Consider the following 16,204-nt stretch of genomic DNA (forward strand, 5'->3'; position numbering starts at 1 on the left):
CGCCCCCCGGTCGTCGTCGCGATCCGCTCGCGCATCCTGTCAGAGCAGATGCGGCCGGAGTAAGCCACCGATGACCGAGATTGATCGAATCGTGACCGGATGTCGTGGCCGGATGTCGGGGGCGGGCGGCCGCCACACAGACGATCTCCGCGACGTCCGCCACGGGGACGGGGCCACGAGGTGAGGTGGGCCGCCGCCGGGGTGCCGCGAGGACGACCTGCCGGCGCAGGGCGCGACGGACGGGGCGGAAGCGCGGGATCAGGCTCGGCCGGCCGAGCCGCTCAGTCCGGCGTGTTGATCATCGAGGCGGCCGCGTAGGTCAGGTAGTTCCACAGCGTCCGCTCGTGCTCCTCCGACAGGCCCAGCTCGTCCACGGCCACCCGCATGTGCCGCAGCCAGGCGTCGTGCGCCGCGCGGTCCACCCGGAAGGGAGCGTGCCGCATCCGCAGCCGCGGGTGGCCGCGGCGTTCGCTGTACGTCGTCGGGCCGCCCCAGTACTGCATCAGGAACAGCCGCAGCCGCTCCTCCGCCGGGCCCAGGTCCTCCTCCGGGTACATCGCCCGCAGCTCGGGGTCCTGTGCGACCCCCTCGTAGAAACGGTGGACGAGCCGGCGGAAGGTCTCCTCACCGCCGACCTGCTCGTAGAAGGTCTGCTCCTGAAGCGTGCCGCGCCGAATCTCATTCACGTGCTCCATGGTCGCAGACACCCGAAGGAACGAACCCGGCCGTGAACCGGATCCGGCCCGCCGCACACGCGCGGGTGCTCGCCTCGGGACCGTGTCCCGCAGCACAGTGGAGCCATGGGCGCGCACACGGTCGGGGACACGGACGAGGTCGGGGGCACGGACGAGGTCGGGGGCACGGACGACAGGAGCGGCACGGCCGTGCGGGCCGGTGCGGCGGCCCCGCCCGAGCCGGATCTCGCCGCGCTCGCCGAGCGGGCACGGGCGGCGCTCGTACAGACGATCGACGCAAGCGGCGCCTGGCGGGACGACCCGGTGTGGCGGGAGGCGTTCACGGCGGTGCCCCGCCACCTGTTCGTGCCGTACTACTACGTCGCCACGGAGCGCGGCTACGAACGCCGCTGGGGCGAGCACCCCGACCCCGGGGAGCGCGCGGAGTGGCTGCGCGGCGCGTACGCCGACGTCCCGCTGGCGACCCGGCTGCGCGACGGCGAACTGGTCTCCTCCAGCAGCCAGCCCTCGTTGATGGCGCGGATGCTCACCGCGCTGCGGATCGAGGACGGCAACCGGGTGCTGGAGATCGGCGCGGGCACCGGCTACAACGCGGCGCTGCTCGCCCACCGCCTGGGCGACGACGCCCTGGTCACCACCGTCGACCTGGACCCGGAGATCACCGAGTCGGCGCGCCGGCACCTGGCCGCCGCCGGGCACCGTCCGGCGGTCGTGACGGGCGACGGCGCACGCGGAGTTGCGGAACGCGCCCCTTTCGACCGGATCGTCGCGACCTGCGCGCTGCCCTCGATCCCGCGCGCCTGGCTCGCCCAGTGCACCCCCGGCGGTCGCATCCTCGCACCCGTCGCCACCGGCCTGGTGGTGCTGACCGTGCGGGACGCCGCACACGCCGAGGGACGGTTCCTTGCGACCCCCGCGTACTTCGTGCCGTTGCGCGGCGAGGGCCGGCCGGAACCGCCGGCGCCGCGGTTGGAGGGGGTGCCGGCCCGGGTGCGTGAGGACGACCTGTTCCGCTTTCTGCTGGCGGTCGGCGGCGGCCGCCTGGACGGGCGGGCGGCCTGGAGGCTGTGGGAGCGCGCGGGCCGTCCGGAACGCGAGCGGTACGGCATCACGGTGCGCGGCCCGCACGCCTGGACGTGGCTGGACGACCCGGACGGTCCGCACACCTGGCCCCTGCCGGACTGAACCGCGGACCGCCGGGGCCGGACCGGCCGGGACGCGCCCCGCCGGTCCGGGCCCCGGCGGACGGACTCAGCCCCGCCGGATGGTGATGGTCGTCCAGGCGCCGACGTGCACCCGGTCGCCGTCCCGCAGCGGCACCGGCACGAACGGCTGGATCGGCTCCTCGGAACCGTTCACCGTGGTGCCGTTGGTCGAGTTCTGGTCGATGACCGCCCAGCTGCCGTCCGGCTGCTTGACCAGCACGGCGTGCTGGTGCGAGACGCCCGGGTCCTCCGGCGGCACCGACAGGTCGATGTCGGGGGTGTCGCCGGTGGAGTGCCGGCGGCGGCCGATGGTGACCTGGTTCCCGGTGAGCGTGCGCTGCTGCTCCGGCGAGTACGCGGGCAGGCTCAGACCCGCGGCCTCCGGACCCGAGCGCTGCATCATCGCCATGAAGTACTCGCGGTCCGGCGCGATCGTCGCCGTCCATGTCGTCTGCTGGGCGGGCTGGGGCGGCTGCGGAGGCTGCGGGGCCTGCGGCGTCTGCTGCGGGAACGGCGGCGCGGGCGGGGCCTGCGTGCCGCCGGGCTGCGGATAGCCGTACCCGCCGGGGGCAGGACCGCCCGGACCGCCCGCCGGACCGCCCGGACCGCCCGGGGCGCCTGCCGGACCACCTGCCGGGCCGCCGGCCGTGCCCCCGGGGGACGGCGGGGAGATCACCCAGTCGCCGCCCCCGCCGAAGGACGGACCGCCGGACGGCGGTCGGCTCGTCGCCTGCGGGAACGGCGGCGCGGCCGGCGCACCCGCGGGCGGGAAGGACGGCGCGCCGCCCGGACCGCCCTGGCCGCCTCCGGGGCCCGCGGGGCCGGGGTCGTCGGGGCCGCCCGGACGTCCAGGAGGCTCGGGGGAGGCGAACGGCGGGTTCGGCGGGATCGGTTCGGCCGGCCGGTTCACCTGGGACGGCCGGGAGCTCTGGTAGTCGAAGGCGTCACGGCCGAAGGACGGCCCCGAGGGCGGGCCGGGCGGCTGCGGGAAGTGCGGCGCCGGGCCGGCCGGTCCGGACGGACCTGCTCCGGGACCGGACGGTCCCGCTCCCGGGCCGGACGCCGGCGCGGGCGGGGTGTAGGTGGTGGCCGTGTTGGTCAGGAAGTTCCACCGGCACTCCGCGCAGAACGGCGCACCGCCCTGGCGGGGCGTACGGCACTGCGGGCACAGCTCCGGCCCGCCGCCGGGGCCGCCGAAGCCTGCGGGGCCGGGACCACCGGGAGCGGCCGGGGCGCCCTGGCCCGGTGCCGGCGGGAAGCCGTAGCCGCCCGCCGGGGGCGGCGGGGGAGGCGGCGGTACGGCACCGGCCATGCGGTGACCGCACACCTCGCACCAGTCGTCGGAACCCGACTGGTGTCCGTTCGGGCAGGTCGGCATGTCGGCGCTTCCCCCTCTCCTTCCCGGCCGGTTCGACCGGACGTCTCCAACCCCGAGGGGCCAGGCTCACTGTCTTCGCTGTCGTCGTGTGCTGTGGTGAGGCACTACTTCTTTACACGAACGGTCTTGGTGGACCGTGTCTCGAGAGTCATCTCGTCGGCCTCCGTGACCTTCGCTTTCAGTCGCACAGTACCGGTCGCGGCGTCCACCACGTCCACCACCTTCGCAAGCAGTTTCGCAGTATCCGCGTTCCCGGAGGCGGCGGCCAGCTGAACGGCCCGGCCCAAGAGGGCCGTTGCCCCGTCGATATCACCCGCTTCGCGAAGTTCGAGTCTCCGCTGGATCGCCCGGGCCGGCTCCGCCTGGCCGGTGTAGTGGGCGACCTGGGGAGGGAGAGCGGTGGAGGCGTCCGGGTCGTCGGTCCACACGGCCCGCACCAGGCCCGGTGCGCCCAGGTTCCGCACGGTTCCGTCGGGGTGCGCCACCACCGGCGTGACGCGGGCGGCGAGCAACTCCTGCCCCACCCGTGCCGCGGGCACCCGCACGTGCAGGTGGTAGTCGCGGGCCTCGTCGCCCCAGGAACCCGTCGGACAGTCCCGGTGCGCGGTCCCGCCTCCGTCGGTCGGCCCGTCAGGTCCTCGACAGCGGGGGAGACTTGTCGGTGAAGAAGGCGACCGGCGCGTCGGCCGGGGTCCACACCCGCAGGGCGACGTCCGCGGCCCCCTTGCCCATCGCCGTCTCCGTCATCCGTGTGAAGCCGGCGGCCGGGCTCGCCGGGTCGGCGACGATGTCGGCGGTGCCGAGCAGCGCCGAGGCGATCGCTGTGATTTCTTTCACATCCCGGTCGGTGCCCACTCCGCGGGCGTCACAGGCGAACCGGCCGGCGCGGTCCCGCAGCGCCGCCGCCAGGTCCTCGGGCGACTCGTGCTCGTTGCGGCCGTCGGTGAGCAGGATGCCGTGCCGGACGACGGCGTCGGCCGAGGACAGCAGCCGGCCGGCCAGACGCAGCCAGGTGCCGACGGCGGTGCCGCCGCCCGTGCCCAGCCCGCGCAGCGCGGCCTTGGCCTCGGCACGGGTCGAGGCGTCGGCGACCGCGAGCCGTCCGCCGCCCGGAGACACCTCGGTGGCCTGATGGGTGCCGGCGACCACCGCGAAGTGCGCGCCGTCGCGCAGGGTGTCCACCGCGGCGGCCGTGGCGTCGCGGGCGTTGCGCATCTTGGCCGGCGGGTGGTCCATCGAACCGGAGCAGTCCACCATGTTCACCACGGCCGCGGAGAGACCCCGGGCGGGCGCCCGCAGATGCGGGGCCGTCTCCGCACCGCCGAGCGCGGCACCCCCGGTGGCGGTGACGGTGACGATCGCGTCGACGTCCCGGCCGCCTTCGGGCAGAGACGTCCCGGCCGCCTTCGGGCAGATGCGCGTTGTGGTGGACCTCCACCGAGAACCGCGGCACACGGGACTTCGAGAACGGGGCCATGCTGTTCCAGATCCCCCTTCGGCCCACGTGAGCGGGGCCGCCGAACCATGGGCGGACCGGTTCCCTGCGAATCCGCCGGAGTCTCCCCGTGACGAGGCCGTGCCGGGTGCCGGGGCCCGTGCCGACCGCGCACCGGCGCGCGTCCTCAGGCGGATCCTGCCCCGTGCGGCGCGGCGGGGAACGGCACGACGGCCACCGTCACGTTGTCGTGGCCCCCGCCGTCCAGGGCGTGACCGACCAGCACGCGGGCGCTGTGCAGCGGCCGCAGCGCGGCGTCCGCCGGCAGCACCTCGGCCATCTCCTCGGCCGTCTCGGCGTAGTTCCACAGCCCGTCCGTGCACACGACGACCACGCCCGGCCGGTCCGGTACGAACGCGGCGGTGTGGGGCTGCAGGTCGTAGGCGTCCGCGCCGAGCCAGCCGGTGATGGCGTGGGCCCGTTCGTCGGCGTAGGCCTCCGCCTCGCTCATCAGGCCCGCGGCCACCATCTGCGCCGCCCAGGAGTCGTCCTCGGTCAGCCGGGCCGGCGGCGCGGCGCGGTCGGCCGGCACCCAGTAGGCGCGGCTGTCGCCGACCCAGCCGACGACGAGCAGCCCGGAGGTGACCACCGCGGCCACGAGGGTGCAGGCGGGCGCGTTGAGATGCACGGAGTGCTCGCGGGCGCCGCCGGGCTCCTGCGCCAGGGCGTCGACCGCCTCGGCGGCGGCGACGATCGCCTCGTGCATGGCCTGCTGCGGGTGCGTGCCGCGGGGCAGGGCGTCCAGCAGGACATCGCCGGCCGTGCGGGACGCGGTCAGGGAGGCCTCGTCGGGGCGGGTCGCGGAGGAGACGCCGTCGCAGACCACGGCCACGGTCGCCGGCGACCCGTCGGGCAGCGTGGTGCGGCCGACGGCGAAGGCGTCCTCGTTGCGGTGGTGGCGCAGCCCCCGGTCGCTGACCGCGGCGACCGGACCCGACTCCTGCTCCATGTGGTCGCGCTCCTGCGGCTGGAGGTGCCCGCACCGGGTGCAGTAGCCGTCGTCGTCCACCTGTCCGACACGGCAGGCCACGCAGCGGGGCCCGGACTGCGCGGCGGGCGGGGCGGCCACCGCCGCACGCGGGTCGGGGGCCTGCAGCGGGTACTCCTCGGGCTCGTCCGCCCGGTCGTACCGCACCGGTGAACCGTGCTCCGCCGGAGGTGAGTCGTGCTCCGCCGGCGCGGCCGGTGGCTGCGGGGCCGCAGGGACGCCGTCCGGGCCGGTCCCTGCCGCCGGGGGCGCCGGCGGAGCGGCGGGCGGCTGTGCGGGTGCGGGCGGCTGTGCGGGCGCAGGGGGCTGTACGGGAGCGGGGGGCTGGGACGGCATGGGCGGGTGCGCCGGCATGGGCGGGTACGCCTCCGGCCCGGTGCCGCCCGGTTCCGCTCCCGGCGGAGGTGCGGGCAGGTGGGTGCGCGGCGCCTCGTGCGGGGCGTCCGGCCGCAGGGCGTCCGGCCGCGGGGCCTGCGGCCAGGAAGCGCCGGGCGCGCCGTCCGCGGCGGGAGGCACGGCCTCGGCCGGGCCCGGCACCGCGCCGGCGCCCCCGGGACCGGTGCCCCCGGGACCGGTGTCCCTCGTGAGCGTGGGCGGGCCGGCCGGCGAAGCGTCGGCCGCGGACAGATCGTGACCGCAGGCGCCGCAGAAGCGGTCACCCGGTCCGAGCGGCTCCGCGCAGCTCGGGCAGTTCGACAGCGCGGCCTGCCGGTGCATCTGCGACATCAACTACACCCATGTTCGGGGGCGGTAACGGTTGGCACGTTCCACCAGGTCGATCCTCTCCTCGCCGCCGGACGCCAGCCGGGCCGGCGTGCGGGACGAGCGCTCCAGGCCGAAGCGCAGTCCCCGCTCGTCCAGGTCGCTGCCGAGCAGCACCCGCCGCGAGGCCGGGCCGGAGACCCGGCCCCCGGAGAGTACCCAGTCCGGCGCGCAGCCGAGGACTTCCGTCGCCAGCAGTTCGCGCCGCAGCGGGTCCAGCCCCTGCGCCTCCAGGGCCTCCACCTGCGCGGCCGCGGCCGTCAGGTCGTCCGGGAACGGCGTGTCGGACGGCTCGGGACGACGGTGCCGCAGCCGGGTCTCGGCCGACGGCTCGGGCACGGCGTCCAGGGCGGCGGCCTGCTCACCGGGCGCCGACGCGGACAGCCCCGCCAGGAAACCGGCGTGCGGGTCGGCGGGGGCCACGTGCGGCACGGGCAGCGCGAGCGCCGCGGCGGCGTCGACGGGCTCGACCGGTGTGGGGGCACCGGACGCGGGAGCGGGCCGCCGCGCGGACCGGCGCCTGCGCGCCGGGCGCGCGCCCAGCCGGGAGACGTCGCCCTGAAGCGGCGGGAACACCTCCGTGTCCGGCACCTTCAGCTCCGGACCGCACAGCGTCGACGGCACGGGCCGGGACCGGCCCGTCCGCACCCACACCACCTCGCGCAGCACGCCGGTCAGCTGCTCGGCCATCTCCTCGGCGGAGGCGAACCGACGTGCCGGATCCGGGTCGGTGACGCGCAGCAGCAGCCGGTGGAACCACGCGTGACGGCGGAACACCTCCACGGTGTCCGGGCCGGGCAGCGCGTGGGCGTGGACGGTGGTGAAGCCCCGGACGTCGAAGGTGAGCACGGCCAGGGTGCGGCCCACCGTGTACAGGTCGCTCGCCACCGACGGACCGGCCTCGGCGATCTCCGGCGCCTGGTAGCCGACCGTGCCGTACACCGCCGAGGTTCGGTCGTCCGTGCGGCGCACCGCGCCCATGTCGATCAGCTTGAGCCGGTCCTCGGTCCGGAGGGCGTTGTCGGGCTTGCCGTCGCAGTACAGCAGGCCCTGGCCGTGCAGATGGCCGAGCGCCTCCAGGGCCTCGAGGCCGTAGGCGCAGGCCTGTTCCACGGGCAGCGGGTCGCGCCGGCCGTCCGGGGCGCGGCGGGCGTCGGCGATCTCGCGGGGCGATCCGCCGCCGACGTACTCCCTCACGATGTAGCCGTCGAGGGAGCCGCTCCGCCGGTTCAGGTGCTCGACGAAGGTGTGGATCGGCACGATGGTGGGGTGCTCGATCTCCGCCGGGAAACGCCGCTCGGAGACCGCCGCGGCCATCGCGTCCTGGTCGCCGGTGTCCAGCAGGCCCTTGAGCACCACCCACCGGTCGGACACCGCCCGGTCCTCGGCCAGATGGATCCAGCCCAGCCCGCCGTGCGCCAGACAGCCCACGACCTCGTACTGGCCGTGGACGACGTTGCCCGGCTCCAGCTCGGGCACGAAGGAGTACGGGTGCCCGCACGCGGTGCAGAAACCCTCCGTGCGCCCCGGCCGGCCGCCGCGGGCCCGGCCCACCGGCGCCCCGCACCGAGAGCGCGAGCAGAACCGTTTGCGTTCGGGCACCTCCGGGTCGTGCAGCACCATCGAGCGCGGGCCGGGCCGCGGCACCCGCGGCACCCGCGGCACCTGCACCAGCCCGGCCCCGAGTCGCCCGCGCCCCGAGGAACCGGACGCGGAGGAGGAACCGCGCACCGGCAGCGGCCGCCGCGACCGCGACGCCCCGGTGGACCCGGGCGCCCCCGCGGCCGGCGGCGCGCCGCGTCCCGGCCCGGCGGCGGCGGTGGACGACGGGCCGAGCCCCGGGCCGGCGGCGACGGTCGGCACCGAGCAGGTCGGGCCGTCCGCCGACACCACCGGCGCCGGCCCGCAGATGTCGCAGGACAACTCGCCGCCGCCGACGTCCTCGTACGTCCCGTCGCAGTCCGGCCGCTGACAGCCCAGCCCCGCCCGGCTCATGGTGTCCCCGTCCCCCCGTCGTCCCGCGGCGCGCTCTGCCCGGGCACCCGTGCGGCGCCGAGCAGTTCGGCGGCCGCCTGCTGGTAGCGCAGCACCGCCTGCTCGGCCACCCGCAGATCGCACGGCGCGCTCCACAGCATGCGGCGCGCGATGTCGTACCGCTCCACCAGCAGCGGGTCGTCGGCCAGGCCGTGCCGGGCCACCTTCGCCCGGTAGGCGTCCAGGCGGCCGCGCAGCTCGGCCCGGACCGCGAGCGGCGCGGTCACCGCCGTCAACGACTCGCGGGCCCGCTGCAGTTCGTCCTCGGCCTTCTGCTCGAGCGCGTCCAGCAGCGGCGACAGCCGGTGCCACTGCGCCCGCCGCCGGTACTCGGCGGCCGTCGCCAGCTGCTCGTGCAGCGCGGTCGGCGGGCCGCTGACCACCGGCACCTCCGTGGCGGCGATCTTCGCCAGCACCTCGCCGCGTGCGGTGCGCGCCTCGGCCAGGGTGCGGTCCGCACGTGAGAGCACGTCCCGCAGCTTCAGCAGCCGCTGCTCGGCGTCCCGCCGCACCCCGAGCACCGCCTCCACCTCCCGGCGCACGTCCTCCAGCGCCTGCGCCTGCCGGTCGTACACCGTGGTGTCCGGCCGGCCGCCGCCCGGGGCGGAACTGCCCGAGGCCGGGATCCAGAACGCCAGCGGGTCGGAGATCACCTGCTCGCGCAGCTTCGCCAGGGTGCGGGTGATGCGTTCCAGGTCGTCGCCCGCCGGGTGCTCGCCGGGCCGGACACCGACGGAGTGCGCCAGCCGGCGGGTGCGCTGCAGCTCGGCGGAGAGCAGGTCGATCCGGGCGGGCAGCGCCGACCAGACCGTGTCGGCGGCGATCACCACGTCCAGCCCGGCGGCGTACAGCTCGTTCATCCGCTCCACCAGTTCGGCCAGGGTGAAACGGCGGCTGAGCCGGCCCGCGTCCGGCCCGCCCTCGGCGGCCTCCGCCGACCCGGGCACCGTCACGCACGCGCCGCGCACCAGCTCCGTCAGCGCCACCAGGTCCTCGTGGCTGGACCAGCGGCGGCGGGCACGGATCTCCCGTGCGCGGCGCAACGCGTCGGTGTAGGCGTCGAAGTACGTCCACAGCAGAGCGATCGACGCCTCCGTGCGCGCCCAGCGCTCCTTGGTGACGCCGGTCAGCTCGGCGCCCTCCAGGAGCCTGCGGCCCGCGTGGTCCTGCAGGGCCAACAGGGAGGTCTCGATCGCCTCGTGCTCCGCGGCCAGCCGCGCCAGCGCACGGTCCACCTCGTCCCGGTCCAGCACCGGCTCGGCGGGGTCCGTGCCGCCCATCGATCACCTCTCGCTGCTCGTGATGTTCCCTACGGTCGTACGCCGGCCCCCGGCGGGATCCGCCCGCCGCCCCGGACGGCTCCGGTCACCTGTACACCGGTACCGGCGGGGTCGCCGACGGTGTGTCCTTACCCAGGGTGGGAAGCAACCACCTGTCGTACGACGCCTTCCAGCCCCCGTCCTTGCGGTAGTCGTCCAGTATCCGGTTCACCCGACGCACGAGATCGTCCGCGCCCCGCCTCATCGCCACCCCGTAGTACTCCTCGGTGAACGGGGCGCCCTTCGGCTCCACCGCGGGGTCCTGCGCGGCCTGGCTCGCGGCGAGCGCACCGTCGGTCACCACCGCGTCCGCCTCTCCCAGTCGCAGCCGCACCAGGCAGTCCAGCTGGCTGGGCACGGTGGTGGAGATGTCGGTGGACGCCGGCAGCCGGCCGGTCTTCTTGTCCGCGGACAGGTGGTCGTGGGCGGTGGACCCCGCCGCCGAGCAGACCTTCCGGCCGGCCAGGGAGGCGTCGTAGCCGGTGACCGGCGACGTCTTCGGGGCGAGCACCTGCTGCCCGGTGCGGAAGTACGGCGCGGAGAACGCCACCTGCTCCAGCCGGTCGCAGGTGATGGTCATGGTGCGCACCACCATGTCCACCCTTCCGCTGCGGATCGCGGTGATCCGCTCGTTGGTGGGAATCGCGCGGAACTGCACCTTGCCGGCGTCGCCGAGCAGGTCCCGCGCGATGCGGTGCGCGAGGTCGATGTCGAAGCCCTCCAGCGCGCCGGAGGCGTCGTCAGGGCTGCGGTAGCCCCAGCGGTAGCTGTTCTGGTCGACCCCGACCGACAGATAGCCCCGGGCCCGGACGGCCTCGACCGCCGGACCCGTGGCGTCGGACGGGGGCAGGCTCAGGTCCTGCGCGGTGGCGTCGGTGCACGTGCCGGCCCTGGCCTGGGCGGCCTCGGCCGCGGGGCCGCCGCCCCCGAGGACGGGGACGACCGGACGGTGCCGCTCCAGCTTCGGCAACAGCAGCACGAAGGCCAGCGCCAGCGCGCACAGCACCGCCATCGCGCCGACACCGCCCCAGCCCCTCAGCCGGGACCGCAGCCGCGTCGTCCGCATCCTCACACCCCCTTCCCTCACGCCGCCGTTCCACGTCATCGGTACTCCGAGTCATCGGTACTCCGACAGCCTGCGCCCCGCGCCCAGCACCGCTCCCGCCGCGCCCAGCACCGCGAGCACCGACGCCCCGGCCGGCAGACCGGTCAGCGCACCCCGGCCGCCCCGCGCGGCCTGCTCGAAGTCCCGGGTCTCGTGGGCGATCGCCGAGGCCAGCGCACGGTCCACCGCCTCGAAGGACACGCTGGTCGACGTGTCCGCGTCCATGCCGATGATCCGGTCGCGGGCCGTGCGGTAGTCACCGGCGTCGTCGGCCTGCCGGGCCCGCGTGTGCCGGGACGTCCACTCCTTGACCGCCGCCTGCGCCTCGCGCACCGGCCGGCGCGGCAGCGGCTGGTTGAGCTTCGCGACGACGGCCGTGGAGGCGGAGTCGGGGGAGCCGGCGGCGGTGACCAGCTCGGCGGCGGCGGTGCGGATGCCGGCCTCGTAGCGTTCCCGGGTGGTACGGCTCTCCTGACGGCCCGCCAGACACCCGCTGCTCGCCATCGTGTCGGCGTCGGCCAGGGACCGGTGGATGCCGGCGGCGTGGGCGCTGAGCGGCCGGCCGCGGTGCAGCACGTCGTCGGCGGCGGCCGCCCGCCCCGCGGTCTGCCAGGCGGCGGTCGCGCCGAACGCGAGGACGAGGAGGGCCGGCACCGCGCCGATGGCCCGCAGCCGTCCCGGTTCCGTCACGGCGGCGGCCCGCAGCCGGTCGACGCCCTCGGCGAACGCGGTACGGCGCGCGACGGGCCGCGCGGGGGACGGATCCGGCTGCGACGGGACGGCGGGCACGGCCGGGTTCCCCGGCATCGTGCCGCCTGCCGGCGGTTGTGTCACTGCTGACCTCCCCCCCGTCACCCGTCACCCGTCGCCGCTCGTGCCGCCCCGGCCGGACCGCCGGTGCACCGCGCCGCACGGCAGCCGCCGGCCGGTGACCTTGCGTCCCGCACCGCCCTTTGCCCAGGAATACGCCGCGGGATGCCGTTCGGTTCCCTGCGCACCGGGGTGGAACCGGCCGACGACGACATGGCCGTCCGCGAGGACCACGTCCCGGGAGCCGCAGCCGTGACGGTGTCGCACTTCCCGCCTCACGCCCGAGCGCCCCGCCCACGACGGTCCGTCACCATCGGTCCCGGCCAGGGCCGACGGCCCGAGACGGGGCCGTCGGCCGGTCCGGTCGTGCGCCGCCCCGCAGGACGGCTGCCTCGGCGGCGGCTGTTTCCTCACGCCCAGCAGGCACACCGCCCCCAGCAGCACGGCGCAGCACCACATCAGCTCCGCCGTCAGGGTGAGGAGCCGGACGTACTGTTCGTGTCCGGCGGCCCTGCCCCGCGGAGGCAGGAACGGCAGAAGGGGCCCGAGCACCGCGAGAGCGACGGCGCAGGCTGCGACGTCGGTGTACGGGCGACGCATGCGTCTCCTCCGTCAGCGGTGGGTCGGTGCTTCCCGCAGGAACACGGCTGCACGCCGCACCCCCGGGCCGGCCGTCATGTCCCGAAGCACCTCCGCACCCGTTCGTACGCCGTCGGCGGTGCCCCCACCCGGTCCAGGCCGAGCAGGGCCGCACCCAGAACCGGACGGGCCGTCACCACTCGGGGTACGGCCGCGGGGGCGCGGGCGGCGAGGCGGGTCCGGATGCCGTCGTCGAGCTGGGGGTGACGAGCCGCCAGGACGCTGCCGCCGAGCAGTACCGGGGTCTCCTCCTCGAGCAGCCCGAGCCGGGTCAGGGCGACCGTCGCCATGGTGACGACCTCCTCCGCCAGGCGGTCCACGATCGAACGGGCGACCGGGTCGCCCTCGGCCGCGGTGGCGAACAGCACCGGCGTCAGCTCGTGGCGGCGGTGCTGCTCCAGGCGACCGAGGTGCAGCGCCTCGATCAGGGCGTACATGGAGTCCAGACCGAAGTGGGCGGGCAGGGTGCGCGCCAGCGCGGTCGGCTCGCCGCGGCCGTCCTCCGCGCGGGCGGCGTACCACAGGGCCTCCTCGGCCAGCGCCCAGCCGCCGCCGAAGTCCCCGGAGAGCCGTCCGAGCGCGGGAAAGCGGGCGGTGGCACCGTCCGGGCGCAGGCCGACGCAGTTGATGCCCGCCCCGCACACCACCGCCACCCCGCGGGGTTCGGACACGCCGGCGCGCAGGATCGCGAAGGTGTCGTTGCGGACGTCGGTCGTCGTGCCCCAGGCTCGCTCCCCGAGGGCGGCCGCCAGCTGTTCCTCCTCCGCCGGCAGGTCGGCGTTGGCCAGGCATGCCGAGACATGGGCGACGGAGGTGACCGCGGCGGCGTCGAAGGCGCGGGCGACCGTCTCGGCCAGGGTTCCGACCGCCGTCGTCACCCCCACGGCCGGGGGCCGGAAGCCGCTGCCGCGGGCCGTGGCCAGGACGTGGCCGTCGGCCGCCACGACCGCGACGTCGGTCTTGCTGTTGCCCGCGTCGATGGCGAGGACGCTCGCGGTCAGGCCCACGCCAGATGCTCCCGGTTGTGCGCGATCAGCTCGTCGGTCAGGGTCTCGGCGGTGGCGTACTGGCCGATCAGCGGGTGGGCGAGCAGGGCGCGCAGGACCCGCTCCCGGCCGCCGTGCACGGCGGCCTGCAGCGCCAGGTCCTCGTACGCGGTCACGTGCGCCACCAGGCCCGCGTACAGCGGGTCCAGCGGGGCCACCGGCAGGGGCTCGGCACCGTTCGGGCCGACCGTCGCCGGCACCTCGATCACCGCGTCGTCGGGCAGGAACGGCAGCGTCCCCCGGTTGAGGGCGTTGACGACCTGACGGGGGCTGCCGCCCCCGCCGAGCAGCGCGGCGGCGAGGTCCACGGCCGCCTCCGAGTAGTAGGCGCCGCCCCGCTCGGCCAGCAGCGCGGGCTTCTCGGCGAGCGCCGGATCGGCGTACAGGCGCAGCAGCTCCCGTTCCATGGCGGCCACCTCCTCGGCCCGGGACGGCTTGGTGCGCAGCTCGTCCACCACCTGGTCGTGGGCGTAGTAGTACCGCAGGTAAGAGGAGGGGACGGTGCCGAGACGGTCCAGCAGGGACCTCGGCAGGCGCAGATCGGCGGCGATGGCGTCGCCGTGCTCGGCCAGCAGCCGGGGCAGCACGTCCGGGCCGTCCGGTCCGCCGAGCCGGACGCCGGTCTCCCAGGTGAGGTGGTTCAGGCCCACGTGGTCCAGGTGGACCTCGGCGGGGGAGACGCCCAGCAGCGCCGCGAACTTCCGCTGCAGTCCGATCGCCACATTGCACAGCCCGACCGCGCGGTGACCGGCCTGGAGCAGCGCCCGGGTGACGATGCCGACGGGGTTGGTGAAGTCGATGATCCACGCCTGCGGGCTGATCCGGCGCACCCGCTCGGCGATGTCCAGGACCACCGGGACGGTGCGCAGCGCCTTGGCCAGCCCGCCCGCACCGGTGGTCTCCTGGCCGACGCAGCCGCACCGCAGCGGCCAGGTCTCGTCCTGCTGCCGGGCCGCCTGGCCGCCCACGCGCAGCTGCAGCAGCACCGCGTCCGCGCCGTCCACCGCCCCGTCCAGGTCGGACGTGGTGACGATCCGGCCGGGGTGGCCCTGCCGGGCGAAGATGCGCCGGGCCAGACCGCCGACCACCTCCAGACGGTCGGCCGCCGGGTCGACGAGCACCAGTTCCTCCACGGGCAGGGTGTCCCTCAGGCGGGCGAAGCCGTCGACGAGTTCCGGCGTGTAGGTCGAGCCGCCGCCGACCACGGTGAGTTTCATCTGCCTCCCTCGATCCCCTTCTCCCTCGGCTCTCTCTGTTCTTCCGGGCCCGGCGGCCCTCCGGGCCCCGGCGCGGGGTCTCCTTCCGGACTCCGCCCGTCGGCCCGGCTGCGCGACCCCCACGCGCCCCGACGGTGCCGGCCGCGGCCCGGACGCATGCCGGGCGCGCTGCGGGCCGCCGAGGCGGGCCGGCCGTCAGCGGGAGGTGTCGAAGACCTCGTCCCGGGTGGCCGCGAGCGCGCTCTCCAGTGCCCCGCGCAGCACGGGGGACTCCCGCACCTCGCCGACCACCAGCTGCGGCCGGGAGGCCGCCAGCTCCTCCAGTTCGGCCTGCACCAGGCCGCGCAGCACCTCGCCGCCTGCGGTGAGACAGGCACCGGCGAGCACCACCAGCTCGGGGTCGAGGACGGACACGAGGGAGGCGAGACCGGTGGCCAGCCGGGTCGCGTACGCCGCCAGGAAGGCGCGGTGGGGTCCGTCGGCGCGGTCGGCGGCGCGGGCCACGAGCGCGGCGGCCACCTCCGCGCGGGGGCCCGTCGGCACGTCCGCCACGCCCAGCTGCCGGGCCAGCGCCGGCAGCGCCTGGGAACCGGCCAGCTCCTGGAAACCGCCGCTGTCGGCCTTGGCGACCTGGCGCACCAGCGGGGCACCGGGCACCGGCAGGAACCCGACCTCCCCCGCGCCGCCGGTCCAGCCGCGATGCAGCCGGCCGCCGAACACCAGGGCGGCGCCCAGCCCCTCCTGGTTCCACAGCAGCACGAAGTCCCGGTGGCCGCGAGCCGCACCGAGGCGCTGCTCGGCGACGGCGACCAGGTTGACGTCGTTCTCGTACGCGACCGGCATCGGCAGGGCGGCCGCCAGGTCCTCCAGAAGCGTGGGGGAGTGCCAGCCGGGCAGGTGGGCGGCGTACCGCAGCCGGCCGGTGCGCGGGTCGAAGGCGCCCGGGGTGCCGACGACCAGGTGGCGGACGTCGTCGCGGGCCAGGCCGGCGTCCTTCAGCGCGCCGTCGAGCGCGTCGGCGACCAGGTCCACCACGGGCCGGGCCGCGCGGCGGCCGGGGGTCGGCAGCTCGTGGGCGCCGACCGTGCGGCCGGTGAGGTCGGCGACCGCGGCCCGGATGCGCTGCGGGGTGACGTCCAGGCCGGCGGCGTACGCGGCGGTGGGATCGACCGCGTACAGCCGGGCGTTCGGGCCCGGACGGCCGGTGCTGGTGCCGGTGGAGACGACGAGCCCGGCGGCCTCCAGCCGGGCCAGCAGCTGGGAGGCGGTCGGCTTGGACAGCCCGGTCAGTGTGCCGAGCCGGGTCCGGGACAGCGGCCCGTGCTCCAGCAGCAGCTCCAGAGCGGCCCGGTCGTTCATCGCGCGCAGGACGCTCGGCGTGCCCGGGGTGCCCGTACTGTCGGAGCTGCCGGTGCGGCCGGCGCTGGGCGTACTGCCCGCAGCACCCGGGGTGCCGGTCGGTCCTGTCATGCGCCTCGTCCCCCTGAAAGCCCGCATTGTCAGGGAACTTT

12 protein-coding genes and 1 pseudogene are annotated in these 16,204 nt (G+C 76.2%); 1 reads left to right on the plus strand and 12 read right to left on the minus strand.

What is annotated here, in order from left to right:
* Positions 1-281: 281 nt before the first annotated feature.
* A complete protein-coding gene (locus OG899_RS17805) occupies positions 282-695 on the minus strand; it encodes a globin (protein ID WP_125498856.1) in 414 nt (137 codons plus the stop codon).
* A 105-nt stretch (positions 696-800) separates the two neighbouring features.
* Here OG899_RS17805 and OG899_RS17810 point away from each other — a divergent pair, with 105 nt between their 5' ends.
* Positions 801-1,880 carry a methyltransferase domain-containing protein gene (locus OG899_RS17810; RefSeq protein ID WP_125498857.1) on the plus strand — a complete coding sequence of 360 codons (1,080 nt, stop codon included), beginning with the start codon at positions 801-803 and terminating at the stop codon, positions 1,878-1,880.
* Positions 1,881-1,946: 66 nt separating this feature from the next.
* On the opposite strand, the gene OG899_RS17815 is transcribed toward OG899_RS17810, so the two are convergent.
* The 11 genes and pseudogenes from OG899_RS17815 to OG899_RS17865 form a co-directional block, all read right to left on the minus strand.
* Positions 1,947-3,278, minus strand: coding sequence for an FHA domain-containing protein (locus tag OG899_RS17815; protein WP_406311083.1), 1,332 nt, complete (start codon positions 3,276-3,278; stop codon positions 1,947-1,949).
* 104 nt (positions 3,279-3,382) lie between these two features.
* Positions 3,383-4,755, minus strand: a pseudogene (locus tag OG899_RS17820) (VWA domain-containing protein).
* A gap of 145 nt (positions 4,756-4,900) precedes the next feature.
* Complete coding sequence (locus OG899_RS17825; RefSeq protein WP_168132170.1) at positions 4,901-6,487, minus strand: PP2C family serine/threonine-protein phosphatase; 1,587 nt, start codon at positions 6,485-6,487, stop codon at positions 4,901-4,903.
* Between the two features lie 3 nt (positions 6,488-6,490).
* Positions 6,491-8,518 carry a serine/threonine protein kinase gene (locus tag OG899_RS17830; protein WP_406311084.1) on the minus strand — a complete coding sequence of 676 codons (2,028 nt, stop codon included), beginning with the start codon at positions 8,516-8,518 and terminating at the stop codon, positions 6,491-6,493.
* Complete coding sequence (locus OG899_RS17835) at positions 8,515-9,837, minus strand: hypothetical protein (protein ID WP_125499365.1); 1,323 nt, start codon at positions 9,835-9,837, stop codon at positions 8,515-8,517. Before OG899_RS17835 ends, OG899_RS17830 begins: the two co-directional genes overlap by 4 nt.
* An 85-nt stretch (positions 9,838-9,922) precedes the next feature.
* Positions 9,923-10,942, minus strand: coding sequence for a glutamate ABC transporter substrate-binding protein (locus OG899_RS17840; protein WP_168132169.1), 1,020 nt, complete (start codon positions 10,940-10,942; stop codon positions 9,923-9,925).
* 51 nt (positions 10,943-10,993) lie between these two features.
* Complete coding sequence (locus OG899_RS17845) at positions 10,994-11,788, minus strand: hypothetical protein (RefSeq protein ID WP_189428230.1); 795 nt, start codon at positions 11,786-11,788, stop codon at positions 10,994-10,996.
* A 51-nt stretch (positions 11,789-11,839) separates the two neighbouring features.
* Positions 11,840-12,391 (minus strand): hypothetical protein, encoded by a 552-nt coding sequence (locus tag OG899_RS17850; RefSeq protein ID WP_406311085.1) that lies wholly within the window; start codon positions 12,389-12,391, stop codon positions 11,840-11,842.
* A 74-nt stretch (positions 12,392-12,465) separates the two neighbouring features.
* The gene (locus OG899_RS17855) at positions 12,466-13,437 is read right to left on the minus strand and encodes an N-acetylglucosamine kinase (RefSeq protein ID WP_406311086.1); all 972 of its coding nucleotides are present in this window, start codon (positions 13,435-13,437) and stop codon (positions 12,466-12,468) included.
* Complete coding sequence (locus OG899_RS17860; RefSeq protein WP_125499361.1) at positions 13,428-14,693, minus strand: 6-phospho-beta-glucosidase; 1,266 nt, start codon at positions 14,691-14,693, stop codon at positions 13,428-13,430. Before OG899_RS17860 ends, OG899_RS17855 begins: the two co-directional genes overlap by 10 nt.
* A 195-nt stretch (positions 14,694-14,888) precedes the next feature.
* A complete protein-coding gene (locus tag OG899_RS17865) occupies positions 14,889-16,052 on the minus strand; it encodes an ROK family transcriptional regulator (protein ID WP_189428286.1) in 1,164 nt (387 codons plus the stop codon).
* Positions 16,053-16,204: the final 152 nt, after the last annotated feature.

The organism is Streptomyces thermoviolaceus (assembly GCF_045209695.1).
Taxonomy (GTDB): Bacteria; Actinomycetota; Actinomycetes; order Streptomycetales; family Streptomycetaceae; genus Streptomyces; species Streptomyces thermoviolaceus.